This window comes from Actinoplanes sp. NPDC048967 (assembly GCF_040649415.1).
GTDB lineage: Bacteria > Actinomycetota > Actinomycetes > Mycobacteriales > Micromonosporaceae > Actinoplanes.
Window position 1 is genome coordinate 818,581 of sequence record NZ_JBEZFL010000002.1, and the last position, 24,747, is coordinate 843,327.

Annotated in this window: 29 protein-coding genes; 21 read left to right on the forward strand and 8 right to left on the reverse strand. The window is 67.9% G+C overall.

Annotated features, from left to right (window positions below; all coding sequences use genetic code 11):
• The first annotated feature begins 28 nt into the window (after window positions 1-28).
• The gene (locus tag AB0C12_RS10540; protein ID WP_360546316.1) at window positions 29-856 is read left to right on the forward strand and encodes an SAM-dependent methyltransferase; all 828 of its coding nucleotides are present in this window, start codon (window positions 29-31) and stop codon (window positions 854-856) included.
• A gap of 934 nt (window positions 857-1,790) precedes the next feature.
• Here the strand turns inward: AB0C12_RS10540 and AB0C12_RS10545 are convergent.
• Both AB0C12_RS10545 and AB0C12_RS10550 read right to left on the reverse strand, forming a co-directional pair.
• A complete protein-coding gene (locus AB0C12_RS10545) occupies window positions 1,791-2,162 on the reverse strand; it encodes a hypothetical protein (RefSeq protein ID WP_360546318.1) in 372 nt (123 codons plus the stop codon).
• Entirely contained in the window at window positions 2,140-2,391 is a 252-nt protein-coding gene (locus AB0C12_RS10550) for a hypothetical protein (RefSeq protein WP_360546320.1), read from the reverse strand. The genes AB0C12_RS10545 and AB0C12_RS10550 overlap by 23 nt, the downstream gene beginning before the upstream one ends.
• 258 nt (window positions 2,392-2,649) lie before the next feature.
• On the opposite strand from AB0C12_RS10550, the gene AB0C12_RS10555 reads away from it, so the two are divergent.
• The gene (locus AB0C12_RS10555) at window positions 2,650-2,886 is read left to right on the forward strand and encodes a DUF397 domain-containing protein (RefSeq protein WP_203768943.1); all 237 of its coding nucleotides are present in this window, start codon (window positions 2,650-2,652) and stop codon (window positions 2,884-2,886) included.
• Window positions 2,887-2,935: 49 nt separating this feature from the next.
• Here the strand turns inward: AB0C12_RS10555 and AB0C12_RS10560 are convergent, their stop codons facing one another.
• Window positions 2,936-3,826: a helix-turn-helix transcriptional regulator gene (locus AB0C12_RS10560; RefSeq protein ID WP_360546322.1), complete on the reverse strand. Its 891-nt coding sequence runs from the start codon at window positions 3,824-3,826 to the stop codon at window positions 2,936-2,938.
• Window positions 3,827-4,139: 313 nt separating this feature from the next.
• On the opposite strand from AB0C12_RS10560, the gene AB0C12_RS10565 reads away from it, so the two are divergent.
• Window positions 4,140-4,466, forward strand: a complete 327-nt coding sequence (locus AB0C12_RS10565; protein WP_360546324.1) for a hypothetical protein — start codon at window positions 4,140-4,142, stop codon at window positions 4,464-4,466.
• A gap of 194 nt (window positions 4,467-4,660) precedes the next feature.
• On the opposite strand, the gene AB0C12_RS10570 is transcribed toward AB0C12_RS10565, so the two are convergent.
• Entirely contained in the window at window positions 4,661-5,062 is a 402-nt protein-coding gene (locus AB0C12_RS10570; protein WP_360546326.1) for a Rid family hydrolase, read from the reverse strand.
• Entirely contained in the window at window positions 5,059-5,943 is an 885-nt protein-coding gene (locus tag AB0C12_RS10575) for an NAD(P)-dependent oxidoreductase (RefSeq protein WP_360546328.1), read from the reverse strand. The genes AB0C12_RS10570 and AB0C12_RS10575 overlap by 4 nt, the downstream gene beginning before the upstream one ends.
• A gap of 79 nt (window positions 5,944-6,022) precedes the next feature.
• On the opposite strand from AB0C12_RS10575, the gene AB0C12_RS10580 reads away from it, so the two are divergent.
• The 7 genes from AB0C12_RS10580 (at window position 6,023) to AB0C12_RS10610 (ending at window position 9,487) form a co-directional block, all read left to right on the forward strand.
• Entirely contained in the window at window positions 6,023-6,910 is an 888-nt protein-coding gene (locus AB0C12_RS10580; protein WP_360546330.1) for a LysR family transcriptional regulator, read from the forward strand.
• A gap of 14 nt (window positions 6,911-6,924) precedes the next feature.
• A complete protein-coding gene (locus AB0C12_RS10585) occupies window positions 6,925-7,236 on the forward strand; it encodes a CU044_2847 family protein (RefSeq protein ID WP_360546332.1) in 312 nt (103 codons plus the stop codon).
• Complete coding sequence (locus tag AB0C12_RS10590) at window positions 7,233-7,682, forward strand: hypothetical protein (RefSeq protein WP_360546334.1); 450 nt, start codon at window positions 7,233-7,235, stop codon at window positions 7,680-7,682. The genes AB0C12_RS10585 and AB0C12_RS10590 overlap by 4 nt, the downstream gene beginning before the upstream one ends.
• A gap of 210 nt (window positions 7,683-7,892) precedes the next feature.
• Window positions 7,893-8,243, forward strand: coding sequence for a helix-turn-helix domain-containing protein (locus AB0C12_RS10595; protein WP_360546336.1), 351 nt, complete (start codon window positions 7,893-7,895; stop codon window positions 8,241-8,243).
• 100 nt (window positions 8,244-8,343) lie between these two features.
• The gene (locus tag AB0C12_RS10600) at window positions 8,344-8,934 is read left to right on the forward strand and encodes a malonic semialdehyde reductase (RefSeq protein WP_360546338.1); all 591 of its coding nucleotides are present in this window, start codon (window positions 8,344-8,346) and stop codon (window positions 8,932-8,934) included.
• Between the two features lie 66 nt (window positions 8,935-9,000).
• Window positions 9,001-9,294: a hypothetical protein gene (locus AB0C12_RS10605; protein ID WP_360546340.1), complete on the forward strand. Its 294-nt coding sequence runs from the start codon at window positions 9,001-9,003 to the stop codon at window positions 9,292-9,294.
• A 19-nt stretch (window positions 9,295-9,313) separates the two neighbouring features.
• Window positions 9,314-9,487, forward strand: a complete 174-nt coding sequence (locus AB0C12_RS10610) for a hypothetical protein (RefSeq protein WP_360546342.1) — start codon at window positions 9,314-9,316, stop codon at window positions 9,485-9,487.
• 3 nt (window positions 9,488-9,490) lie between these two features.
• Here the strand turns inward: AB0C12_RS10610 and AB0C12_RS10615 are convergent, their stop codons facing one another.
• Window positions 9,491-10,327, reverse strand: a complete 837-nt coding sequence (locus AB0C12_RS10615; protein ID WP_360547112.1) for a phosphoribosylaminoimidazolesuccinocarboxamide synthase — start codon at window positions 10,325-10,327, stop codon at window positions 9,491-9,493.
• Between the two features lie 250 nt (window positions 10,328-10,577).
• Here AB0C12_RS10615 and AB0C12_RS10620 point away from each other — a divergent pair, with 250 nt between their 5' ends.
• The 6 genes from AB0C12_RS10620 to AB0C12_RS10645 all read left to right on the forward strand — a co-directional run bounded on the left by AB0C12_RS10620 (window position 10,578) and on the right by AB0C12_RS10645 (window position 18,262).
• On the forward strand, window positions 10,578-13,166 hold the full coding sequence (locus AB0C12_RS10620; protein WP_360546344.1) for a Z1 domain-containing protein: 2,589 nt from the start codon (window positions 10,578-10,580) through the stop codon (window positions 13,164-13,166).
• A complete protein-coding gene (locus tag AB0C12_RS10625) occupies window positions 13,163-14,155 on the forward strand; it encodes a PD-(D/E)XK motif protein (protein WP_360546346.1) in 993 nt (330 codons plus the stop codon). Before AB0C12_RS10620 ends, AB0C12_RS10625 begins: the two co-directional genes overlap by 4 nt.
• A gap of 155 nt (window positions 14,156-14,310) precedes the next feature.
• On the forward strand, window positions 14,311-16,083 hold the full coding sequence (locus tag AB0C12_RS10630; RefSeq protein ID WP_360546348.1) for a hypothetical protein: 1,773 nt from the start codon (window positions 14,311-14,313) through the stop codon (window positions 16,081-16,083).
• Window positions 16,084-16,144: 61 nt separating this feature from the next.
• Entirely contained in the window at window positions 16,145-16,990 is an 846-nt protein-coding gene (locus AB0C12_RS10635) for a hypothetical protein (protein WP_360546350.1), read from the forward strand.
• A complete protein-coding gene (locus AB0C12_RS10640) occupies window positions 16,987-17,745 on the forward strand; it encodes a DUF6339 family protein (RefSeq protein WP_360546352.1) in 759 nt (252 codons plus the stop codon). The genes AB0C12_RS10635 and AB0C12_RS10640 overlap by 4 nt, the downstream gene beginning before the upstream one ends.
• A gap of 28 nt (window positions 17,746-17,773) precedes the next feature.
• Window positions 17,774-18,262: a very short patch repair endonuclease gene (locus AB0C12_RS10645; protein WP_360546354.1), complete on the forward strand. Its 489-nt coding sequence runs from the start codon at window positions 17,774-17,776 to the stop codon at window positions 18,260-18,262.
• Here the strand turns inward: AB0C12_RS10645 and AB0C12_RS10650 are convergent.
• Window positions 18,229-19,308 carry a DNA cytosine methyltransferase gene (locus AB0C12_RS10650; protein WP_360546356.1) on the reverse strand — a complete coding sequence of 360 codons (1,080 nt, stop codon included), beginning with the start codon at window positions 19,306-19,308 and terminating at the stop codon, window positions 18,229-18,231. The genes AB0C12_RS10645 and AB0C12_RS10650 overlap by 34 nt on opposite strands.
• 143 nt (window positions 19,309-19,451) lie before the next feature.
• Between AB0C12_RS10650 and AB0C12_RS10655 the strand changes: the two genes are divergently transcribed.
• The gene (locus tag AB0C12_RS10655; RefSeq protein ID WP_360546358.1) at window positions 19,452-20,276 is read left to right on the forward strand and encodes a DUF1206 domain-containing protein; all 825 of its coding nucleotides are present in this window, start codon (window positions 19,452-19,454) and stop codon (window positions 20,274-20,276) included.
• A 4-nt stretch (window positions 20,277-20,280) separates the two neighbouring features.
• Here AB0C12_RS10655 and AB0C12_RS10660 read toward each other — a convergent pair whose 3' ends face one another.
• Complete coding sequence (locus tag AB0C12_RS10660) at window positions 20,281-20,787, reverse strand: pyridoxamine 5'-phosphate oxidase family protein (RefSeq protein ID WP_360546360.1); 507 nt, start codon at window positions 20,785-20,787, stop codon at window positions 20,281-20,283.
• An 82-nt stretch (window positions 20,788-20,869) separates the two neighbouring features.
• Here AB0C12_RS10660 and AB0C12_RS10665 point away from each other — a divergent pair, with 82 nt between their 5' ends.
• The 4 genes from AB0C12_RS10665 to AB0C12_RS10680 all read left to right on the forward strand — a co-directional run bounded on the left by AB0C12_RS10665 (window position 20,870) and on the right by AB0C12_RS10680 (window position 24,718).
• Window positions 20,870-21,322 carry a helix-turn-helix domain-containing protein gene (locus AB0C12_RS10665; RefSeq protein ID WP_360546362.1) on the forward strand — a complete coding sequence of 151 codons (453 nt, stop codon included), beginning with the start codon at window positions 20,870-20,872 and terminating at the stop codon, window positions 21,320-21,322.
• Window positions 21,323-21,469: 147 nt separating this feature from the next.
• Complete coding sequence (locus tag AB0C12_RS10670) at window positions 21,470-23,047, forward strand: hypothetical protein (RefSeq protein WP_360546364.1); 1,578 nt, start codon at window positions 21,470-21,472, stop codon at window positions 23,045-23,047.
• Between the two features lie 109 nt (window positions 23,048-23,156).
• Entirely contained in the window at window positions 23,157-23,666 is a 510-nt protein-coding gene (locus AB0C12_RS10675) for a SigE family RNA polymerase sigma factor (protein ID WP_360547114.1), read from the forward strand.
• A complete protein-coding gene (locus AB0C12_RS10680) occupies window positions 23,663-24,718 on the forward strand; it encodes a hypothetical protein (RefSeq protein WP_360546366.1) in 1,056 nt (351 codons plus the stop codon). Before AB0C12_RS10675 ends, AB0C12_RS10680 begins: the two co-directional genes overlap by 4 nt.
• Window positions 24,719-24,747 lie beyond the last annotated feature (29 nt).

A 24,747-nucleotide genomic window follows, 5' to 3' on the forward strand; every position in this document is an offset into this window, starting at 1 on the left:
CCAGGGGTGGTCCGGACAGGAGGCGGTCGTGACGCAGCACGGCAGAGTTGTCCCGCCGGCCGAGCCAGCTCCGCCGGAGGTAGACATCAACGTGCCGCACTCGGCCCGCATCTACGACTACTGGCTGGGCGGCAAGGACAACTTCGCCGTCGACCGGGCCGTCGCCGAAGCCATGATCACGGCCATTCCCGGCATGCGCCGGATGGCCGGCGAGAACCGCAAGTTCGTCCACCGGGCGGCCCGCGACCTGGTGGCCCGGGAAGGCATCCGGCAGTTCCTGGACATCGGCACCGGCATCCCGACCCGGCCCAACCTGCACGAGATCGCCCAGCGCATCGACCCCCGCACCCGGGTGGTCTACGTGGACAACGACCCGATCGTGCTGGTCCACGCCCGCGCTCTGATGATCAGCACGGAAGAGGGCCGCAGCGAGTACATCTCAGCCGACCTGCGCCGGCCACGGTCGATCCTGACGGACGAGCTGCTGGCGGCGACGCTGGACCTGACCTCGCCGGTCGGCCTGACGCTGATCGCGATCCTGATGCTGCTGGCGGACGCGGACGACCCGTGGGCTCTGGTGGCCGAGCTGCGGGACGCGATGCCTTCGGGCAGCGTGCTGGCGCTCACCCATCCGACGGCTGATTTCAACCCGGCCCAGGTGCACCAGGCAGTGGCCACGGCGACCGGCGCGGGAATGACGCTGGTGGCGCGCACTCAGTCCGAGATCCGGCGCTTCTTCGGGGACTGGGAGATGCTGGAGCCGGGGTTGGTGCCGGTGTCCGCTTGGCGGCCGGATCAGCCTGCCGAGGATCCGCAGGCGGCTTATTACTGGGCGGGCGTGGCCCGCAAGCCTTGACCTGGCTTGGCTTGGCTGGGCCTGGGTGTGGTTCGCCCAGCCGCGAACCGGGTGCGCTTTCGCCCTGGCAGGGATTCCGGCGCGCTTCTGCCTAGGCAGGGACCCGGGTGCACTTCGGTCCGGGCGGGGACCCGGGTGCACTTCCGTCCGGGCGGGGATTCCCGCGGTTTCGCCCGAGCGGGAATCCGGCGCAGTTCTCCTGGGCCGGAGCACAGCGCAGCCCCTCGGCCGGGAGCACGATGCGGTTCTCCCGGCAGGAAGACCGGCGCGGTTCGTCTGGGCGAAGATTCCGGCGCGGCTCATCTGGACGGGAGCACTGGGGCGGTTCTACCCGCCCAGAAATTCCGGCGCGGATCCACCCCAGCCGGGAGCACGGCGCGGTTTCGCCTGGCGGGCGCACCCCGCAACGTCATCTCGCAACCTCGGGTTGACCGCGCGGTTCCGCCCGGGCAGGAGCACAGCGCGGTTCACCCGGTCGGAGATTCCGGTGCGGTTTCGCCGGGGCGGGAGCACGGGCGAGGTTCCGCCCGGCCGGGACCACGGCGCGGCTTCACCCGAGCGGAGGAATCCGGCGTGCTCGCGCCCACGCGGAAGCCGGACGCGCACTGCACGGACGGAGGACTCGAGCACGGCTTCACCCGGGCGGGAGCTCGGGTTTGGAGCGACAGCAAGATGTGCGAGCGCAGCGAGCGAGCTCAGCCATGCAATCAGATGGCAGGGAGCGCAGCGACCGGTCTCGGCGGGAGCGACGTCCAGCACCACCCACTCAGGCACGACATCCAGCTCTTGACCTTGATCCTGGTCTGGTTCCCAAAAGGGGCCCGGCCGAGCGATCCGGCACGGGGGAACCGGACCGCCCGGCCGGAGTCGGGCGGCGCGCCTTGCGACGCGCTCGGAGCGACACCCGTGGGCGTCGCTCGGAAGTATGAATTTGTCAGGCCCGCAGGCGGGTCCGCCTTCGTGGCGGCGGGTGCGGCAGGCGGCCGGCGCGGACCAGGACCTGGCGGCGTGATCCCTCGCGGCCGGCCTGGTCGATCACCGTGCCTTCCACTTCGAGCCAGGTGTCGCCCTCGTACGGGATCGGCTTGCTCCACTCGACGCGGTCGACCCGGAGGGTGAGGGGGCCGATGCCGTAGCAGTAGTCGTTCTCCGCGAAGACGTGGACGGGCCAGCGCGGGACGCTCAGCTGGATGCGTCCACTGCGGATGATCGGGGCGGCCAGGGCCCAGACCTTGCGGCCGGGGGCCGTCCCGGAGCGCCGTCGGCGCGCGCAGTGGACGTGCTCAGTGACTCGCGTCGGGATCACCGCCGTCGTTCGGGTGGTGCTCGGCCTGGGGGAACCGGTCGGGGCGGGTCTGGGGGTGGCGGACGCCGCCGAAGCGGTGCGAGGCGGTGGTGACCCGCATCGACGCTGCCTCCGTGCCGCCGGTGAGCGGGTCGTCCCGGTAGACCAGCGCCGGGTTGCCCCGCCGGATGTCCGCACCGTCGGCGTCGGCGTGCTCCGGCTGCTGCGGACCGGCGTTCGGGACCGTCATGCTCGTTTCCTCCCGCTCGGACGCCCCCGCCAGGGAGCCTCGCGTCGCGCAGTGCCGGAGTCGCAGAGGCGTTTCCGCGACCGAACCGTCACTCAAAGATGTCACCCTCCGTGACCCACTTTCCGTGGGGCTCGTGCGTTATCATGCTCACAATCATGTGAGAACGCAAGGCCAAATGCACGTGCATTTGCACAGCAGGTAGCCGGCGTGACACACAGAGCCGGTCCCCGGACCGGTCAAACCGTTAGGGAGCAAGTAATGACGCGCATTGTTAACGGCATGCCCGCCGGGCAGCTGGAGGGTGTGACCTGGCAGAAGAGCGGCCGGAGCAACCCCAGCGGCAACTGCGTCGAGTGCGCCGCACTCCCGGACGGCAGCGTCGCCATGCGGAACTCACGCGACCCGGAGGGTGCGGCCCTGATCTACACCCCGGCGGAGATCGAGGCGTTCCTGGGCGGGGTCCGCGACGGGGACTTCGACAACCTGCTCCGGTAGCTCACCCCTGAGGGTGATTGACACACAGTGATGACGCCGACCCAGTGGGTCAGCCGAGCCGGCCTACCTCGTGCAGCAGCTTGCCGAGGATTTCCTGGGTGTGGCTCGGCGGCTCGGCATCGATGCAGACGCGTTCCATCGCGATCGCGTAGTGGTCGACGTCGTCACGCTTCTCCAGGTAGATGGCGCTCGTGAGCTGCTCGACGTAGACCACGTCGGGCAGCTCCGGCTCCGGGAAGCGCAGGATGGCGAACGGTCCCCCGGCCGCGGCGTGCCCACCGGCGTGGAACGGGATGATCTGGAGCCGGATGTTGGGCTTCTTGGCCGCCTCGATGAGCGCCTCGATCTGGGCCCGCATGACCTCGGGGCCACCGATCGGCCGGCGCAGCACGGCCTCGTCGATCACGGCCCACAGCTGGGGCGGCTCGGTGCGGTCGAGGATCTGCTGGCGCTGCCGGCGCAGCTCGACACGGCGGTCGATCTCGTCGGCATTGGCGCCGGCGTGACCGAGCAGGATGACGGCCCGGGCATACTCCGGCGTCTGGAGCAGGCCGGGAACGAACTGGATCTCGTAGGTGCGGATCAGCGACGCCGCGGCCTCCAGGCCCAGATAGGACTGGAACCAGGGCGGCAGGATGTCACCGAAGTGATGCCACCAGCCGGGGTTGTTGGCCTGCCGGGCCAGACCCAGCAGCGCCTCCCGCTCGGCGTCGTTCTTGACGCCGTACATGCTGAGCAGGTCGGCGACGTCGCGCTCCTTGAAGCTGACGCGGCCGAGCTCCATCCGGCTGATCTTCGATCCCGAGGCGCGGATCTCGTAGCCCGCGTCCTCCCGGCTGATGCCCTTGCCCTCGCGCAGCCGCCTCAGCTGGGCACCGAGCAGGATGCGCAGCACGGTAGGACCGCTGTTCAGCGGCTCCTCCTGCGTACCCGCGCTCACCTGACTCCTCAACGATCGTCTCCGGGATGCAAGTTGCACCCCCTTCGCCCCAGAGCATCCTAAGGGGGAGATCGTCCGGCCGGAAACCGATCGATCGGCCACCCCATCGCCGCGCACGAGTCAGATGCACGTGCAGACGGCCTTGCGGACGCACTGGATCCCGAGCATGATATCTGACAGGCGGTTACTTGGGTGCTGACAGTGCGTACTGAAAAGTATGTCCTTTTTCAGGTTCAGCGCCTGGGACGAGCGCCTGGTGTCCCTGACGACGTGTCCGCCCGACGAACGAGTCCCGGAAACAGGAGGCTCTCGAATGTCGACCCCGTCCATAGCCCCACCCCAGCGAGACCCGGCGGATGTCGCGCCGGCCGACAGTTACCACAAGGCCGACCCGGTCTGGGTCTACCGCGACGGCTGGCGGGCCGGCGTGATCGAGGCCGCCTCCCCGCGCGCGGTCACCGTGACCTACCGGCCGGGATCTCACCGGGGCACAGGAGTCGACACGTTCACGGCGTCCTATGTGACCTCTCGAGCTGATGAGGACCCCGCGCTCGACCGGAGGGCCAGCGGGCCGCTGATGACCCGGCGTCCCCGGATCGGCACCGACGGCGCGGCAGCGATGGGCGGCCTGGCCTCGTGACCGGAGCCATTGCGCTCGCCGCGGTGATAGGGCTGGCCAGTCTGCTGGCCGGCGTCGCTCTAGGGTGGTATCTGCGCCGGAGCAACGACTGGTGCGCCCACTGTGGCGACCAGTTGAGCTGTGAAGGTTGCGGCAGTAAGGCGGCGTGGCCCAAGCCTCGTGAGGCCGAGCTGAGCCTGCGCCCCGGCCCCTGATCAGCTCGCTGCGGTGACCTCGACCTCGAGGACCGCGCCGGGCAGGAAGAGGCGGTTCACCTCGACCGTCGTGCTCGCCGGCGGCTTGCCGGGAAAGACCTTCCGCCGGACGACCGCGTAGTCGCCCAGCTGGGAGAAGTCGGTCAGGAACGTGCGGACGTGCAGCACGTCGCCGAAGCCCGCGCCGTGCGCGGCCAGCAGGCCCCCGATGATCTCGAAGATCCGCTCAGCCTGTGCCGTCATGTCTCCCGGAGCCAGCACCGCGCCGAAGTCGTCCACGGCCACCTGACCGGAGAGCACCAGCAGCGCGCCGCCTCCGCCGAGCTCAAGGCGCGCCACGTGGGCGAAGCGGTCGCCGAACGGCGCGGCAACGGATGCCGGGTTGTCGAGCGTCACCTTCACGGCCTTGCCTCCGAAACGATCGCGGCCTCCGAAACGATCGCGGCCCCCGGAACGGTCGCGGCCCCCGAAACGCTCGCCGCCCCCGGAACGATCGCGGCCCCCGAAACGCTCGCCGCCCCCGGAACGATCGCGGCGAGATCGGCCGACTGATCGGGAACCTCCCGCAGCACCGCGGCCGCCGCCCGCACCATGGGCGGAGAAGCAAACCCCGACACCAGATCAAGATCCTTGGCCGCGAGCGCAATCGGAAAGGCCGCCCCGGCCGCAGTCGCGCGGACGACCGCACCACCAAGAGCTCCCCGCGAAACCACCGACAACGCCGTCTCCACATCCACCCCGACGGCCCGAGCGACGGCAACCGTGTCGGCCAGCGCGGCAAGCCCGGTGACCAGCGCTGTATTGGCCACCAGCTTCAGCGCGGCGCCACTGCCGAGAGCACCGCAGCGATGCACGGTGCCCAGCGACTCCAGCACAGGCTGCACTCGCTCGACATCCCCGCCCGCCAGCACGTTCAGCCGTCCGGACTCGACAGCCGAGACGCTGCCCAGCACGGGCGCGTCCACCAGGGTGACGCCATCGGGCACCCGGAGCGCGCGTACCGCCTCCGGCCCGATAGTCGACATCTCGATCAGAACACTTCCCGGCCGCAGAGCCGCAGCCTCCACAACTTCCCGAACGGCCGCGGCGTCGGTGAGCATCGTGATGACAACCTCCGCCTCAGGGACGGCCGGCGTCGGCGCGACGCGAGCTCCTGCCGCCGCCAGCGGCACGGTCTTTTCCGCCGTACGGTTCCAAACGGTCACCTGGTGACCCGAGTCAAGCAGCCGGCGCGCGACAGCAGCGCCCATCCGCCCGGTGCCAAGAACAGCGATCGATGCCATGGGCCGACGCTAGCCAGGCAGGAGTCATGCCACCAACGAATGTTCGGCATCTGTGTCATGCGCAGTTAGCATGCCGAGGGTGCAGACCCAGAGCCTCGAAGTCTTCGTGGCGGTCGCCCGGGGCAAGTCCTTCACCCGCGCCGCCCGCTCCCTCGGCTACACCCAATCGGCCATCTCCCGGCAGATCGCCGTGCTGGAGAAGGATCTCGGAGCCGACCTCTTCGACCGGCTACCGCGCGGCGTCGAACTCACCGAACAGGGCCGCGCCCTGCTCCCGCACGCCGAGGCGGTGCTCGACCGGCTGCACACGGCGCAGCGCGACCTGGACTCGCTGCGCGACATCGGCGGCGGCCGGCTGCGCGTCGGCGCCTTCCCCACGGCGGTGGCCGCTCTGGTGCCCCGGGCCCTGGCCGCATTTCGTACGGCGTACCCGGAAGCGCAACTGTCCCTGATAGAGGGTCTGACTCCCCGCCTCCTGGACCGGCTCGCTGCGGGTGAGGCCGACCTGGCCGTGGTCAGCGCCCCGCCGGACCGCCCGCTGGACGCGACCCGCTTCGACCTGCACCACCTCCTCGACGAGCAGCTCCTGGTCGCGGTGCCACCCGGGCACCCGCTGGCCGACCGGCACACCGTGCGGTTGGCGGATCTCGCCGGTGATCCGTTCATCGCCGGGTCCGCGACCGCCGAGGAGACCCTGCTGCGGGCGACCCTGCCAAGCGGCTTCCGTCCCCGGATCGACATCGTGGCGGCCGAGTGGACCGGCAAGCTGGGCTGCGTCGCGGCGGGCCTCGGGGTGGCCCTCGTTCCGGCGCTCGCGGTCCGCGCCACCCCGGCCGACCTGGTTCTGCTCCGGCTGCATCCCGACGACGCCTCGGTCCGCCGGATCTTCGCCGCCACGGCCCGCCGGCCGACGCCCACCGTTGTCCACATGCTCTCGCTACTGCGGCAGATCGCCGCGACGATCTGAGGCAGGATGTGTCCGTGGCTGCGTACATGGACCTGCCGATCGACGGCGACGAGACCATCCGGGTGGAGATCAGCAATCAGGGCCTGGTGCGCGCCGGCGCCGGCGACCTCATCGGTACGGCGACCGAGCGCCTCGACGAAGCGGTCGGTCAGGTCGTCCGGATGGGCCGCAAGGTCATCCAGCAGGCCCGCGAGGTGACGGACGCCCCGGAGGCGGTCGAGCTGGAGCTGGGCCTGAAGCTGACCGCCAAGACGGGCTTCGTCATCGCCGAGTCCAGCGGCGAGGCCCATGTGAAGGTGATCCTCAAGTGGACGGTGGGCGCTTGACCACGTTCCTGCTGATCTGGGACGCCAGCGAGACCGGTTACCCGTCCGCCAACCTCGCCGCGGACATCACTGCCACGGCTGCGGGGAAGGTCGTCGCGGGTCGGTGGACGTTCGGGTCTCGCCGGGGTGGCACGGCGCCGGGCGACCGGGTCTTTCTGCTGCGGCAGCGGGCCGACCGCGGCATCGTCGCCAGCGGGACCTTGGCTGACGGGTTGATCTTCCCGGCCGGGCACTGGCGGGGGCAGCCGGGGAGCACGTTCTACGCCGAGGTGCTGTGGGACAGGGTGCTGCCGGTCGCCGAGCGGTTGCCTTTCGAAGAGCTGCTGCACGACGTGCCCGGGCACGATTGGCGGCATATCTACGGCTCGGGGCAACAGGTGCGGCCGCCGGCGGACGTGGCTCTGCAACAGCGCTGGGACGAGCATCTGGCCGATCTGCGACGGTGATGATCCGGGTCCGGCGCAGCCGGGACCCCGGGCCGCACAGCGCTGCCGGCCGGCTGGGTCGGCGCGAACATGATCGCGGGCCGACGGGCCACGTCCGGCGCAGCCGAGACCTGGACCGGCCGGCGGGCCGCACGAGCCGGCCCAGTTGGGGCCCGCTGCCGGCCGGCTCAGCCGATCCGGCCGCTGTACCGGCGATGTTACGTTTGGCTGGTGACAGCGGTCCCGGAGCAGATGCCGGTCGACGCGGGGCAGTGCGCCCGCGGCGACGTGGCCCTGACCCGCGCCTTCCAGTTCCTCGGCAAGCGCTGGAACGCCGCCGTCCTCGGCAGCCTCGCCGCCGGTCCGGCCGGATTCCGGGAGCTGTCCCGCAGTATCGAGGGCATCAGCGACTCGATGCTCGCCAACCGGCTGGTCTCGCTGACCGAGGCCGGGCTCATCACCCGTACGGTCGCGGCCGGGCCGCCGGTAACCGTGGCTTACGCGCTGACCGAGCGGGGCCGCGCATTGATGCCGGCACTGGAGCAGATCTCCCGCTGGGCGCGCGAGCACCTGCCCGCCTGATTATTCCCGGTGTCTTGAGCCTCACCTTTGTGGCACTCCACGACGCCTAGCTACTAGCTTTTTAGAAGTGAATACTACTTCCGTAGCTACCGAGCGCCCCTTGTCCCGTCTCGACGAGGCCGGACGCGCTCTGCTTTTCACCGAGGCCCGCACGGCCAACACCTTCGCGGACACCCCGGTCACCGACGAGGAACTGGCCGCGGTGTGGGAGCTGGCCAAGTGGCCGCCGACCGCCGCCAACCTTCAGCCACTGCGGGTGCTCTACGTGCGGACGCCGGAGGCGAAGGAACGGCTGGTCGCCCACATGAATGAGGGCAACCGGGCCAAGACGGCGTCCGCGCCGGTCACCGCCGTCCTGGCCGTCGACACCGACTTCCACGAGCATGTGCCCGAGGTCTTTCCGGTCAACCCAGGCCTGAAGGACGTCCTGGCGGACGCCCCGGAGATGCGCGACGGGATGGGGCGATTCAGCGCCGGGCTGCAGATCGGCTACTTCCTGCTGGCGGTACGGGCGGAAGGCCTCGTCGCCGGCCCGATGGCCGGCTTCGACAGCGAGGCGATCGACAAGGACTTCTTCCCCGACGGGCGCTTCAAGTCACTGCTCGTCGTGAACATCGGCCACCCCGGCGAGAACCCGTGGTTCCCGCGCCTGCCGCGGCTCTCCCACGACAACACAGTGGTCTGGGCCTGACGCGTTTCGGCCCGTCCGGGCTGGGTAGCTGAGATCGTCGGCTCCCCGCGGCGGAGGTGGTCCACGGTGCGCGATCCCGCATTCGAGGCAATCGTGGCGCGGTTGTGCGCCGACGATCCGGAGTTCACCGGCCGGTTGAAGAAGCTCGGCGGCCCACCCTCAAAGATGCGGGTGGGCTCAGCCGTACTCCTGTGGGCGATCGCACCGGTGTGCGTCGTTCTCGGCGGGTGGACCGGGTTGCTGATAGCCGTGATCGCGGTGGCGTACGGCTCGTACCTGAAATGGTCCGGGTCGATGTTCGCCGCGGCCGGATCGCACGAGTCCCTCCGACGGCGCCGCCGTCCGGGCGCTTCGCTCTGACCGACCTGGAGGCAACGCCATGACCGACCCGGCAACCGAGGAAGACCGCCCGGCGACCAAGGAGGAAGCCGCGGCGATCGTCCGCGACGACCCGGCCCTGCGCACAGCAACGGACACAGCCGACGACGACGCGGCCACGGACGACGACGCCCGCACCGCCGACTCGGCCCCGACCGGCGAATCCCGGGACTGACGCTCAGCGCCAGCGGTCGCCGGTGAGCCGCTCGTACACCTCGACGTACCGGTTGCGGGTGGCCTCGACGACCTCGTCGGGAATCTCCGGCCCGGGGGCCGTCCGGTCCCACCCGGTCAACGACGAGGACCAGTCCCGCAGGAACTGCTTGTCGAGATACCGCTGGGTGCCACCGGGCTGCCACTCGTCAGCGGCCCAGAAGCGCGACGAGTCAGGCGTCAGCAGCTCATCACCGAGCTTCAGCGCACCCCCGGAGAACCCGAGCTCAAGCTTGGTGTCGGCAATGATGATCCCCTTGCCGGCAGCAACCTCGGACCCCCGCCGATAAACCTCGAGCGTGATCCGCCGCAACTCCGCGGCGACGTCGGCACCGACCGAACCCTCGACGTCCGCGTACGTGATGAACTCGTCGTGCCCCTCACCGGGAGCAACCTTGGTGGTCGGGGTGAAGATCGGCTCGGGCAGCTTCGACCCCTCGATGAGCCCGGGCACAAGCTCAACCCCGGAGACGGCGCCACTCTTCTCGTACTCCTTGAGCCCGGACCCCGCAAGATAACCGCGAGCAATGCACTCAACCATGACCATCTCGAGCCGCTCGCACCGCACCGCGCGACCGGCCCACTCGGCGGGCACATCGGTGGCGGAGATGATGTGGTTGGGCACCACGTCGGAAAGCTGGTCGAACCACCAGAGCGAAAGCTGCGTGAGAATCTTCCCCTTGTCGGGGACGGCGGTGGGCAGGACCACGTCGTAGATCGAAATCCGATCAGAAGCGACGAGCAGAATGTCGTCGCCATCGGCGTAGACATCCCGGACCTTTCCCGAGTGCAACAGCTCCACGAGTACCCCTTCGATGCGCGCCGGCTCCGTCGGGATCACGCTAGCCGAGGCCTCGCCGGGCCGGACACAGGGCCGCGAGCAGCGACGGCCGGTCGCAACGGTGAAACCTCTGACCGATCCTGACGGCTGGAACCGGTGGAGCCGACGCCGAACCGGTGGGCGTCCGATCATCCATCCATCGATGACAAACCGACCGAAGGTTTACGGGTCTCCTGGGCTGACACCCACCTGTGACTGAAAGTATGTCGTCATGACTGCCGAGGATTTGGACGACCAGTACGAGGCCTTCCAGTCGATCGCGGACAGGGCGACGCCGGACAAAGCAGTCCAACAGCTCCGCCTCCTCAGGGTGCCGGAAGACATCATCGAGAAGATCCGCGCTCGTCACGAGGCCGAGGTCATCAAGATCCGCGAGATGCGCGAACCCAACGTGGTCTACATGTCCGGGCGATTGACCTGGTACACCGGACCGCGGGAAGGCGACCGATTCTGGCCGGCTCTCGAGAAGACGCTGCGCAGCGGATCTCGTCCTTGGAAGGACGACGCCATACGGTCGCTGGACGAATCCTCGACCAAGGTCGTCGGACTCCTGGACCATCCCGACACCGATGAGTTCCGGAGCATGGGTCTCGTCCTTGGCTACGTCCAATCCGGCAAGACTGCCAACTTCACTGCAGTGATGGCGAAAGCTGCCGACCGTGGCTACCGACTCTTCATCGTGCTGTCCGGCATCCACAACGGTCTGAGGCGGCAGACCCAGGCACGTTTGGCGCGTGAACTGGTGCAGACGAATCCCGCGCACTGGCACGAGGTCACGACGGTCGACGAGGACTTCCGGCCCACGGGTAACGCGGCTGCGTACCTCACGGCCCGCAATCAACAAGTGCTGCTGGTGGTCAAGAAGAACGCAGCAGTGTTGAAGAAGTTGAACAAGTGGCTTGCGTCCGCGAAGGACTACCTCCGTGACTGCCCAACGCTCGTCATCGACGACGAGGCGGACCAGGCGACCGTCGGCGGCAAGGTCATCAATCCCCTGATGGGTGAATTGCTCCGCGCGTTCACCAAGGTCGGCTACGTCGGTTACACGGCCACGCCGTTCGCGAACCTGCTGATCGATCCCGCGATGAAGGACGACTTCTATCCGCGGGACTTCGTGGTCAGTCTGCCCGCGCCCAAGGGCTACCAGGGACCGGAGGTGCTCTTCGGCCGCGATCCGCTCGACGGTGAGGACGTCGGAGACATCCCCGGCGGCGAGGACATGATCCGCGAGATACCGGAGGACGAGATCGCGGCTGTCCGGCCGATGAGCCGAGCGGCAGCTGCGGAGTTCATGCCGGAGATGACCGACCAGCTCCGTCGATCGATCTTGTACTTCTGGCTCGCGACAGCGGCCCGCCGCGTACGCGGCACCGGCGTCCCGCACTCGACCATGTTGATCCACACCACCCTCCAGACGGGAATCCACGAGGACTTCCGCATACCCCTCGGCGATCTGCGGCAGGAAGCCGTCGCCGCGCTTCAGAACGACGAACACGACTTCTACGCCGAGATCGAGGAGTTGTGGGCGGAGGAGACCTCCCGGGTCAGGGCCGAGGACTTCGGCGAGAAGGCCGTGCCGTTCGACGCGGTGCTCGCCCATCTGCCGGCAGTCATCGACGAGAGTCGGGTCGTCGTCGACAACAGTCGCAGCCGGGACCGACTTGACTACGAATCCGGTCCGGTCGTCGCCATCGCGGTGGGAGGCAACACCCTGAGTCGCGGCTTGACTCTGGAAGGGCTGGTGACCAGTTACTTCGTCAGGGCGACATCCGCCTACGACACGCTGCTGCAGATGGGCCGCTGGTTCGGCCATCGTGCGGGTTATGCCGATCTGCCCCGGATCTGGATGACCGCCGAGCTGGCCGGCTGGTTCCGCCATCTCGCCGTCGTCGAGGCGGAGATCCGTAAGGACATCGATCGCTATCTGACCGAGGACAAGAATCCGCTGACCTTCGCGGTCCGGATCCGTACGCACCCGAAGATGCTGGTGACCGCGCCTGCCCGGATGAAGTCGGCGGTCACCGCCCACGCGGCCTACGGTGGCGACCTCGTGGAGAGCAGGTACTTCCGGACCGGCGACGATGCGGCGCCGTGGTTGCGACAGAACGAGGCCGCCGCGGTGACATTGATCGAGGCGGCGGAGAGGCACGGCCGTCAGCAGGACGGCCGATCCTTGGATCGGCAGCTGTGGCGGGACGTCTCATATCGCGACGTACTCCGCTTCATCGACCAGTACCGGTTCGACGAACGCTCGGAGGAGGCAAGACCCGAGCTGTTGAAGCAGTACATCCGGAAACGTGTGCAGAGCGGCTCGTTGGAGTCGTGGGACATCGCCGTGATCGGCAACTCCAAAGCAGGGGCCGACCGATGGAAACTGCCGAACGGCAGGCAGTTCGGCCTCAACAGCCGAAGCCGGATCAACAAGGTCGAGGATCCGGTGGCTGACATCAAGACGCTGTCCGGACCCCGGGACGCCGTCATCAACCTGCAGGTACCGGAGGGCTTCGACGTCACGCGGCGTTCGGAGGTCGACGCCCTGAGGCAAAAGCAACGGCCCCATGCCGGCCTGATACTGCTCTATCCGATCGACCCGGTGTCGGCCAGTACGAGACAGGGCCGTTTCCCTTTGCTTGCGCCGCACGACGTGGTCATGGGAGCCGCGTTCGTTTTCCCCAAACCCACCACGGTCGAGGACAGCCGAGTGGAGCACGAGTACGTCTCAGCGGACCTCTCCGGGGTCTATTGGGAGGAGGAAGACCCCGAGGCGCTGCAGCACGACGACGAGGACGACGCTGAATGAGCGACCTGAGGGCCGTAATCAATGATCATTGGAGAGCGCTGGGCGCGGTACAGCGGGGAACGGCCTGGTTGACATCGGCGTTGCCCGTGGAATCGGCCGGACTGCCCATGCTCTGTGCCATCGGTCCGGACGGCAACCGGCATCTTCTCGTTCCGCTTCCCCCGGGCGACCGGCCCCGGCCCGACCTCAGGTCGGCAGCGGTTCACCTGCTGCCGTTGACTCTGGAGCCGGAGGCCAGGCCGGTGCACTACGCCGATCTTGTCTTGTTGAGAGCGGACCTCGCGGAGATCTTCACCGGTCTGTGTGCCGATGTGCTCGCGGCGTTGGCGGCCGAGCCCGACGATGTGCTGGTGGCGATCGGCCAGGTCCTGGGCGGCTGGCGTGAACTGCTCCGCAGTGGAAGCAAACTCGGGATCGAACAATTGGCCGGCCTCTTCGGAGAACTCACCGTTCTGAATCGCCTGCTCGACCTACGCCCGGATCTCCTGAAGAGCTGGCAGGGGCCCCTGCGAGCACCGCAGGACTTCGTTCTCAACGCCTCCGCTATCGAGGTGAAGGCGACGGCCTCGTCGGAGGGCCGGATCGTGCGGATCCATGGCATCGACCAGCTCGCCGCGCCTGCGGGTGGATTGATGCTCTGGTGGCTACGCCTGGACACCGGGGACACGGGCGGCATCGCAGTACCCGAGCTGATCCGATCCACCGCGAGGCGGTTGGACCGTCCGCAGGACCTCTGGCAGCTTCTCGCCCGATCCGGATACTTCATGGCCGACGCCGATCGATACAAGGGCCTGCATTTCACCGTGGTCGAGGAAGCGCATTATCGAGTCGCCGAGGACTTTCCCCGCATCGTGGCCGCATCGCTGGCGTCCGACCTTCCGCCCGGTGTGTCCGACGTCCGGTATGCCGTGGACCTGAACTTCGCGCCCGCGCCCATGCAAGAGGACGAGGTCGCTGACTTCCTGGACTCGATGGTGGGACGAGGATGAAGCCCCGTTGGTACTCACAGCCGTTCCCGCCCGCCGGTTCCATCAGCGCGGAAGGCATCAAGCGCACCCTGGGCAAGCCACCGATACCCTGGCCGGCGATCCTGGTCCGCGAGTCGGCCCAGAACAGCTGGGATGCACGACTCGGAGGACGGCCCGTGAGGTTCACGATCGACCTGACGATCGTGTCCCCTCAGCACGTCAACGCTTGGCGAACGCTCCTGCTCGAAGGCGCACCGCACAGCGACAAGTTCCGGCTACGGCAGTCGCTGAGAGGTCGGGAAGGACAGTCTGCACTCATCCGGACGCTGACCATCAGTGACCGTGGCACCAAAGGCCTCGGCGGACCCACGCGAGCAGATACCGCCCGGGGCGATGAACCGCGCGATTGGGTGTCCTTCGTGTTGAACGTCGGGGATCCGCCCGACACCAAGAACGGCGGCGGCACTTACGGGTACGGCAAGGGAATCCTGTACCAGACCTCGCGAGCGGGCACCATCATCGTGCACACCCGGACCGCGACGGGCGCCGGTCTGCAGAACCGTCTCATCGGCATCTGTCTCGGCGAGTCCATGGAGCTCGGCGAAGCGGAACAGACGAAGCCGTACACCGGGCGTCATTGGTGGGGACACGTGGAAGCCACCCACGTCGAGCCGCTGCTCGGCGATGAAGCAGTTAGGGTGGCGGCCGAGCTCGGGCTCCCGGCTTTCAAGGATGACGAGTCGGGGACGGACGTGGTCATCGTCGATCCGGACTTCGGCGATGACACGGACGAGGGCACCGCTCGCTACCTCGCCGACTCGACCGCTTGGAACCTCTGGCCGGTGATGCTGGAGGATCGTGGCGACGAGCGGCTGATCGTCGAGGTACGGCACGACGGCATCGACATCCCCGTACCCGTGCCGGAGAAGACGCGGGGACTGAGGACCTTCGTCTCGGCGTACCGGCGCCTCCGATCCGGTGAGGGTGTTCAGACCCTCAGTTGCGGAAATCCGAAGCGTCAACTCGGTCGGCTCTCGCTGGAACGCCAACTCATCCCGGCCTACGAGCCGCCGCCTGCGGCGCAGGATCTCGGCATCACCCACGCACCTCATCACGTCTGCCTCCTACGGTCACCGGAACTCGTGGTCAAGTACCACGCCGGCCCGGAACCGATCAGCGCGAACCTTGCGTACGCCGGTGTCTTCCGAGCCTTCGACGACATGGACAGGACCTACGCCGCCGCGGAACCACCCACGCACGATGCATGGGTGTTCGCCCAGCTCGACGGCACCGAACGGACCTTCGTGCGGACGACATTCGCCAGGCTCAAGGAACGGCTGACCGAATTCGCGCGGCCCGCCGAGGTCAGAGTGGAGAGCACTCGTGCGCCGCTGGGCGCCGCGAGCAACTTCCTCGGTTCGCTGGTCGCCGCCGCCGGCGGCACTGGGGCCGCGTCAGCCTTGTTCTCCGCCGATCCGTCGCCTCATCAAGCCGGTCCACCACCCCCAGGCTCGTCGAGCTCGGCTCCGCTGCCGACCGATGGCGAATCCGATCCGTCGAACGGCGGAAGCCGAACGAAGAGTGTCACCGCTCCTCGCAACCGCTCTGTCCTCAGGCTTCGGGGAGAGCCGTATTTCGAGGACTCCGAGTCGGGATTGGTCCTTGTCCAAGACCTGATCGTCGTGGGAAGCGGTCGACTGCGGGCCAAGGGAACGGCCGACATCATGGTGGCGGACGGTACGCGTGAGCAGGAGCCGCCGGAGAGTGCCGGATCTCCGGCGATCACCGGGTGGCGAATCGGGGATCAGCTCATTCCCGGGGACGTGCTCCTCCTGGAAGCCGCCGAAGCCGGCACCGAGGTCGGACTTGTGATTCGTCCCGTGGTCGACACCGTGACCCAGGTGGACGTGATCGCTCTCCGCGAGGAGGGAAAGCCTGATGGCAGGTAGAGGAACTCGCGCTTGGCCCTATCGAAGGTTCGCTCCCGGCGCCGTCAAGGCAACGACCTGGGTGATCGACCCCGACTCGGATCAGGAACGGGATGTCCCGGGGAGTTTGCCCGACTGGGACTATCAGACCGATCTCAGACTGCGCCGCAGCATGACCGTCGACCTGGCGGACGGCCGCCGATCCGCAGGCCTGGACAGCGGTGTTCCGTTGGCGATCAGTGTCCGGTGGAATGCGGTGCCTTCCCTCGTGCGGGGATCGGCGGCGTGGGTTCCGCTCGACGACGATCGACGCGAATGGACCGTCGACGTCATCCTTCCGGGTGATCGACTCGGCGGGGTACTCCATGTCGAGACGTCCGTCGTCCTCGCCGGCGAAGCGGAACAACGGCCCGCTGTCGCACATCGGCCGGGAAGCGCGCTGTGGAACGATGCGACCGAGATCCGGCTGCAGGGTGATGCGCCGTTGTTCCCGATAGCTCTGGTGCCTTTCTCGAAGTCGAGCCTCCCGGACAAGGCGGCGTGGTTCCTGGAACTCGGGTCGGACCTCGAGGCGAGTGCGCTCGGCGCGATTCAACTGCTCGTCAATCAGGAACATCCGGCAGTCGTCGCTGCGATCAGCCGCGCCGGGAATCCGGGGGACGTCGATCGCACCGTGCTTTCCGCGCTCAAATCCGACGTCATCAAGAGCATGCTCGAACGCGCTGTCACGGACGAAGCGTTCGAAATGACCGAGGATTTCGGCAAGGACACTCTGGGCGCCGTACTGCAGGGCCTGGTGCGCACCTACATGTCGAGCTACGTGCAGGAGGACCTGCTCGACATCCGCCGGATCCAGAGCAGCGACCCACCACTGTTCGGCGCGATCGTCCAGGCCGCCACGGAGTTCCTGCTGGAGACGAAGCGATGAGCGTTCTCTATCCGCGTCTGCCCGACAAGGCCGCCAAGGGCCTCTATGCAGAGATGGTCGATCTCCGACCCTCGGATTTGATCAACCGGGTCGAGACGTCCCATCTCGCTCAGTACTTCTCACCCACCGGCGGCACTCGAGTGACGGTCGAGGGGCTCCTGAATATTCGCGGGCTGATCCGGGACATCGCCGCCGAGTTCGGGTTTCCCGACGAAACCGTCGGAAGACGGCTCAACCGTTTCGATATCGGCATCGCGCAAGCGCTGCACACGCACATGGGGCTCGTTCCGGCCGAGGCTGCGGTACGACCGATGTGGGCGTTCCTGGCTGTGGTTCTGCTGCCGGACGTCGCTGTGTGGCGATTCCCTCGGCCGCCGGGAGATCGGGTGCTGGCCACCGACATCACCCGGCACGTCTTCGGCCGCCTGTGGTGGCGGGCCGAACTGCTGCGTGACAGTACGCGGAGTGATGATCCGTACCACCTGCTCGATGTGTTCTCCGAGCGCAATTTCGACCAGATCCTCGCTCGACGACGTTCCATCGGAGGATCGCCAGACCTCGTACGAGCGCTGGCGAAGGAGTGGCCGCGGATCTGGATGGGCACCAACGAGACAGAGGTTCTTCGGGACACCCTCAAACACCTCATGCGCCGGGGAGCATTTCAGGATCTGTTCGGCCTGCCCGAGCATCTCCTCCGGCCCGAGATAGCGATCGCCATCAGCACTGCGAAGGCCGCCCGCTCCGAACGTAGCTGAGCGGGATTGCGCAGGTAATCTGACCCGCATGGCATCGGCATCCCGTCCTGTTCCGAGCTCCGCGGGAGTGTCAGGACGCATGAGCCGGCAGCGGCGCCGCGACACCGAGCCGGAAGTGGCGATCCGCCGGCTGCTGCACGCGCGAGGGCTACGGTTTCGCGTCGCCTTCCCGATCCCCGGTATGCCACGGCGCAGCATGGATGTCGCCTTCACCCGGGCGCGCGTCGCTGTTTTCGTCGACGGTTGCTTCTGGCACGCCTGTCCTGAGCATCAGACGAGTCCGGCCGCCAACGCGGCATGGTGGTCGGCCAAGCTCGCCACCAATCAGGCACGGGACCTCGCCACGAACGCTCATCTCACGGCATCGGGTTGGCGCGTGATCCGCATCTGGGAACACGAGGACCCGGAGGTGGCAGCTGCACGAATAGCGGAGGAAGTGTCCGCAGGCGCGCCCTCGGCCGATGAGGTACGCCTCACGAGTGCTCAGAGTCTCTCGTCCAAGCTTTCTGCGAGATAGCGCCCCAGCGATTCGGCGAGTTCCACGGGCACGGCATTGCCGATCTGCTTGGCTATCTGAACCTTCGAGCCGCACCACCTGAAGCCGTCAGGAAAGCCTTGCAGCCGGGCAGCCTCCAGATGAGTGATCGCTCGATGCTCGCTCGGGTGCAAGTAGCGGCCTTTTTCCGGCTTGAAGAACTCGGTCCTGATCGTCACGGATGGACGGTCCCACCGGAGCCTGCCCATGACGTCAGCGGAACCGGTCGTATGCTTTCGCCAGCAGTCACTCTGGAGTTCGTAGGGCAGGTTGAACCGGTTGCCGCCCTCCGGGATCTCCCGGAAACGCTGCCGCGAGATCTCTTCGTACCTCCTGGTGACGTGGAGGAACCGGCCCTCGAACGCGCCCGGCAGGCGCACGCCGTGATGATTGACGAACGTCGGCGGCAGTGCCTGCCGATCCTCGTGGATGTGCTGCGGGATCCCGGCGAGGCTCTCCCGGACGGACTTCCATCGATCGCGCGGTACGTGCCCCATGGGCACATCAATCGGCTTCAGCTCGTTACGGGTGCCGATGACGATCGCCCGCCGCCGGACCTGTCCGGCACCGAATTCAGCGGCGTTGACGATTCGCTCGTCGAGCGAGTAGTCCTTCAGCAGGCCGCCGTCGACCTCGGCCTTGAGCAGGCGGAATTCGTCACTGGTCAAGAATCGGTCAACGTTCTCGATGACGAACGCCAGCGGCTGGATGTCCTTCAACACCCGCACGTATTCGCGCCACAGTTGGTTGCGCGGGTCGTCGGACCGTTTGGACCCCAGATTGGAGAAACCCTGGCAGGGCGGCCCACCGACGATGACGTCCGCCCGTGCGGCCTGCCCCTCCGGCTGCCAACCGACGATGCTGCCGTGGTGGACGAGGCCCTTGCCGAAGTTCTCGGTGTAGGTGGTCGCGGCGGCCGTGTCAATCTCCACTGCACCCACGGTCCGGTAGCGGCCCGTGGCGTGGAATCCGGTGGTGATCCCCCCGCACCCGGCGAACAGGTCAACGACTCGGAAGGTCTGGGCCATGATCTGTACCCTAGCCGGCCGCGGAAGTCATGGCCATGAGCTCGTAAGTCGTGTCACCCACAACGGGCGCTCAACCGAGCCACGGGCCGGTCTCAGCCCGGGCGCACGTTTCAGAAATCGGCGTACAGGTCAATGGCAGGTCCATGCCCTCCCTCCCCACGCAGGCCCGTGGCGCCGCTTCGCGCACAGCCAACAGCACCTGGCTGGAACATCTGACCCGTGGCGGCCTGGTGGGGTACGGCATCATCCACCTGCTCTTCGCCTGGCTCATCCTCCAGATCGCGTTCGACGGCTCCGGCACAGACGGCGACCAGTCCGGCGCCCTGCACCGCCTGGCCGAGAAGCCGTTCGGCACGTTCCTCATCGTGGTCATCGTCGTCGGCCTCATCGCCATGACGCTCTGGCAGCTTCTTGAGGCCGCCGTCGGCCATCGCGCCGAGCGGGGACGGCATCGCCTGTACGAGCGCATCGTCTCGGCCGGCCGCGCGCTGTTCTACGCCTACTTCGCCTTCACCGGCATCAAGGTGCTCCGGGGCAAGAAGGCCTCGAGCGCCGACACTCAGCAGAAGGCCAGCGAGGATCTGATGGCTTCGACCGGCGGCCGGATCACTGTTGGTCTCGCCGGCATCGTGATCGCCGCGATCGGTGTCGGGCTGGTGATCTACGGGGTGCGGAAGAAGTTCGAGAAGCACCTCAAGATGAGCCGGATGACCGCGAAGATGCGCCGGCTCAGCGAGCGGCTCGGCGTCGCCGGCTACGCCGCCAAGGGCACCGCGTACGGGATTGCCGGGGTTCTGTTCCTGATCGCGGCCGTGCAGTACGACTCGGACAAGGCCCGCGGCCTCGACGCGACCCTGAACGTGCTGTCCGAGCAGAGCTACGGCCCGTGGCTGCTGGCCCTGACCGCGCTCGGCATCGCCGCGTACGGGCTGTTCTCGATCGTGCAGGCCCGCTACCGCAAGGTCTGATCCGTCAGCCGAGGACCCCGCCCAGCGCGCTCGGCAGCCGCGTCGTGAAGTCCACCAGCCCGACCCACGTCGGGCGTACCACGATCCTGGCCTGCCGGGTGCCCGGCTGGTCCATCTGGGCCAGCATCGGCTCCGCGCCGTCGCCGAGATAGCGGCGGGCCGCCGCCGCATACTCCTCGGCCAGCCCGTCCACCTCGGTGATCTCCGCAAGACCGCGGATGGTCAGGCACTGCGGCGGCGCGTCATCGGTGTCGATGGTCAAGGCCACTGCCGGCTTTGCCCGGAGGGCAGCGACCCTGGCCGCCGGGTGGCGGATCCCGGCGTTCGGCCCTCCCGTGTACGTGGCCATGACGATCTCCCGGCCGTTCCAGTGGAACCAGGTCGGTACCACCCGCGGCGTGCCGTCCGGCCACACGAATCCCAGCCGTGCGGGGATTCGTGAGGTCAGCAGCTCCTGGGCCAGCGGCGTCTCCAGCAGTCCGAGGTGACCTTGCGGCAGAGTTCCGGTCATCGTGCGCCTCCCGAGTGAGTTCCTTGGGGGAACTTAACAGACTTAGTTCCCTGAAGGAACCCGGTAGAGCTAACCTGGGCCGATGCAGCGCACCCAGTTCGGCGAGATGGCGTGTTCGATCGCCCGCACCCTGGACGTCATCGGCGAGCCCTGGTCACCGCTGATCCTGCGGGACGTATGGGTCGGCATCCGCCGCTTCGACGAGATCCAGGCCGACCTCGGCATCTCCCGCAAGGTGCTGACCGAGCGGCTCAAGCTGCTCGTCGAGGCCGGCGTGCTGGCCCGGCAGCAGTATTCGGAACGGCCCGCTCGCAGCGAGTACGTGCTGACTCCGAAGGGCGCTGAGCTCGTCGACCTGCTCATGGTCATGGTCAAGTGGGGCGATCGGTGGACGGCCGGCGAGGCGGGACCACCGGTGCTGTACCGGCATCACGCGTGCGGCGAGATCGCGCACGTGGAGCTGCACTGCTCGGCGTGCGATCAGCCGATGTCGGCCGACACCATCGACCTGCTGCCCGGGCCCGGGCAGCGCTAGCGACAACGCCGGGTCCACTGTGGTTGGTGACGGCACTCGGAGGGACAACGCGACGGGCACCGCTGTGACATGATCACCGGCACCTCTTCTCGATGTCGGGCCGGACGTACGGCCGACGTCACCCCTCCAACCAAGGGGAAAGTCACAGTGCTCTCAACCTTCAGCCGTGCCCGTCTCGGACGGTATCTGGCCGTCTCCGCCGTGGTTCCCGCCCTGGTGCTCAGCACCGGCGGCGCCGCTGTGGCCGCGACCAACACGCTCACCCTCACCGTGCTGAACCGCTCCGGGGCCAAGGTCTCGGTCTCCGCCACCGTGGTCAACCTGGCCAGCAGCTCGCAGTACACGGTTCGCAGCAACAAGAAAAAGAAGCTGCCCAAGGGCAGTTACGCCGTGCTCACCTCGATCACCAGCGGCAGCACGACCACGCTCGGCGGGCGTACGGTCAAGGTATCCGGATCCGCCAAGCTGACCGTCGACGCCCGCCAGGGCCGCCGGGTCAACCTCGCGGTGAGCCCGGCGCCGGCCGGCCTCTCCCGCAACCTCAGCGCCCGGATCTGCACCAAGACCAGCGCGAGCTACAACGTCGAGGCGTACGGCGACACCGTGTACGTCATCCCGACCACCTCCAAGAAGATCGCCTTCGCCGCGCTCGGCACGTGGAGCGACAGCTCCGCGCTGGCGGACGCGTACGCGGTCGTGCACCAGACGACCGGCGTACCGAAGAAGCCGACCCGGACCTTGAAGGTTTCCTCGCTCGGCACCGTCTCCGTGGTGTCGAACCTCGGCCCGGCCGGCTCGAACAACACCGATGTGGCGGTGCAGCCGATCAAGCGCGGCTGCGCCGACGACATGTACAGCGGTCTGTGGTCCACCGACCGGCCGTCCCGCGCGAAGCTGAAGCTGACGCCCGGCGCCTGGCACATCCGGTCCGGCACCTCCGCGGCTACCAGGAACGGCGAGACCTGGAACATCGGCTCGTACTTCGCCGAGCGCAAGGTTGCCGGCGGCAAGTCGTCCACGGTCCGCTTCTACAACGCCGCCTGGGGCCCGAGCACCCAACTGCCGACCACCCTGTACGGCCGGGTCTCGTTCCGTTTGAACGAGATGTTCACCGACCCCGCCTTCACCCGCAACGACACCGGCGGCGAAGGCGGCGACAAGGCGACGGCGACCCTGTCCTTCAAGGGCAAGACGGTCAAGACGAAGAAGGACCGGGGCTGGGAGCCCGACATGACGGTCCTGGACTACAAGGTGAAGAAGGCCGGCTGGTACACGCTCACCAACACGGCCACCCGGTACTACCCGGAGATCAGGTACCCGGCCGGCATGCTCTCCACCAAGAGCGTGGTCAGCTACCGCTTCTACACCAAGCCGAAGAGCAACGCCCTGGCCGAGGTCAACTCCGTCACGATGGTGCCGACCGGGCTCAACGGCTGGAACAAGGCGGGCGGCAAAACCACGAACGTCGCGCTGAAGCTGAACCGCTACACCCAGGACCCGGACGCCAAGCGCGGCAAGAACCCCAGGTTCAAGTCGCTGGGCGTGAAGATGTCGGCGGACGGCGGCAAGACCTGGCGCACGGTCAAGGTCAAGAAGATCAAGGGCGTCTGGACCGCCGTGGTCCCGAACCCGGCCTCGGGCGCGGTGTCACTGCGGGCGCGGGCCACGTACAAGAGCGGCGGCTACACGGACGTGACGATCTATCGCGCGTACGGCATCAGCTGAGAGCACGACCGACGAAGCTGGGCATCCCGGAAGGGGTGCCCAGTTCTCGTTTTCAGAAAGTTCGCCACTGTGACAACCGACCGAGCTGCTGAGGTGTCCTAAGTCCGTGATGAGATGGGCAGCACCGGATCACTTCGCCGAATTCGTGCGCAGCAGACACGCCGCGCTGTTGCGTTACGCGTACCTGCTGTCCGGCGATGCCCACCTGGCCCAGGACCTGGTGCAGGACGCTCTCGAACGCACCGGCATCGCCTGGCGGCGCATCGAGCGGCAGGGCGACCCGGAGGGCTACCTGCGCCGGATCATCACCAACCGCTATCTGAACCGGGTCCGTTCGCTGCGCCGGGAACGCCTGGTCGGTGACACCCCCGACGTCGGCGTGACCGGCGTCGAGCCTACCGACGACTCCCTGTTCCGGCTGCTCGACTGCCTGCCACGCCAGCAGCGCGCGGTCATGGTGATGCGCTATTACCTGGACCAGTCCGAGGCTCAGATCGCCGAGACCCTCGGCTGCTCGACCGGAACAGTGAAGAGCAATGCGTCCCGGGCGCTCACCCGGCTGCGCCGCGAGCTCACCTCCGATGCCCACCTGCGACCGGTAGAAGAAGGTACCCGATGAGAATCGACCCGCAGACGATCGAATCGGACCTGCGCGCCGCGATGCATGCCGTACCGTCGCCGGTCACCGCTGGGCCCGACCCGGTGGCCCGGGTCGAGGCCGGCATCACCGGCCGCCGACGCCGGCGACTGCTGGCTGTCACGGCCGCGGCAACGCTGGTCGCCGGTACGGCCGTCGTCGGCGCCGGCGCCATCAAACAGGACCCGGCCCCGTCGACCACGGCTGTCAGTGCCGAGCCCGTCGCCGCGCCGCAGCTGCTCCGCCGTTCTCCGCGCCCCGAGCGGCAGCCGTGCCGGCTCGACAACGTCGGCTCGGTGGAATGGCTTGTGCAGTCGGCGCCGTGGGGATTGTCGACCGGACTCGCGCTCCGGCCGAACAACAGCGAGCGCTGCACCTTGTCCGGCCGACCGCAGTTGTCCGGGGTCAACAGCGCCACCGGCGCCTCGGAGCCCATCGCCGTCGCTGACCTGGGCCCGCTCGACAACAGCATCACTCGCCAGTTCCCGGCCACCATCGACCCGGCGGAGCCGGCCCGGCTGCAGATCCGTGGCGACAAGTGCCCGGTCGGGCAGAAGCCCCGCTCCTACCGCGCCTTGATGCTCACTGTCGGCACCAAGAAGTTGCCGCTGCCGAGCTCGCGACGCCTGACCGGGATCTGCGGCGCGGACGTCAGCCCCTGGTTCGTCGAGCCGCCCATGCTCTACGCCGCCCTCAACGCCAAGCTCCGGGCGCCCGCGGTTCTGCGCCTGGGACAAGACTTCACCTACACCGTACGGATCGACAACGTTTTCGAGCGCGACTACCCGCTGTCCTCATGCCCCGTCTTCCGCCTCGGCGTCGCCGACGTGGACACCGGGCCTTGGCAACGCATCAACTGCACGCAGACCAGCATTGCGGGGCACGACAGTATCGAGTTCACCTTGCCCGGTCACATCCCCCCGGACATCGGGCCCGGCCCGCACAAACTCACCTGGATGGCCGCGATGAGCACCGGTGAAGTCGCCGTCGCCGATCTGGGAACTGACGGCACAGCCGTCACCATCACGCGTTGACCAGCACCTCACCGGCCGGAAAGCGGACG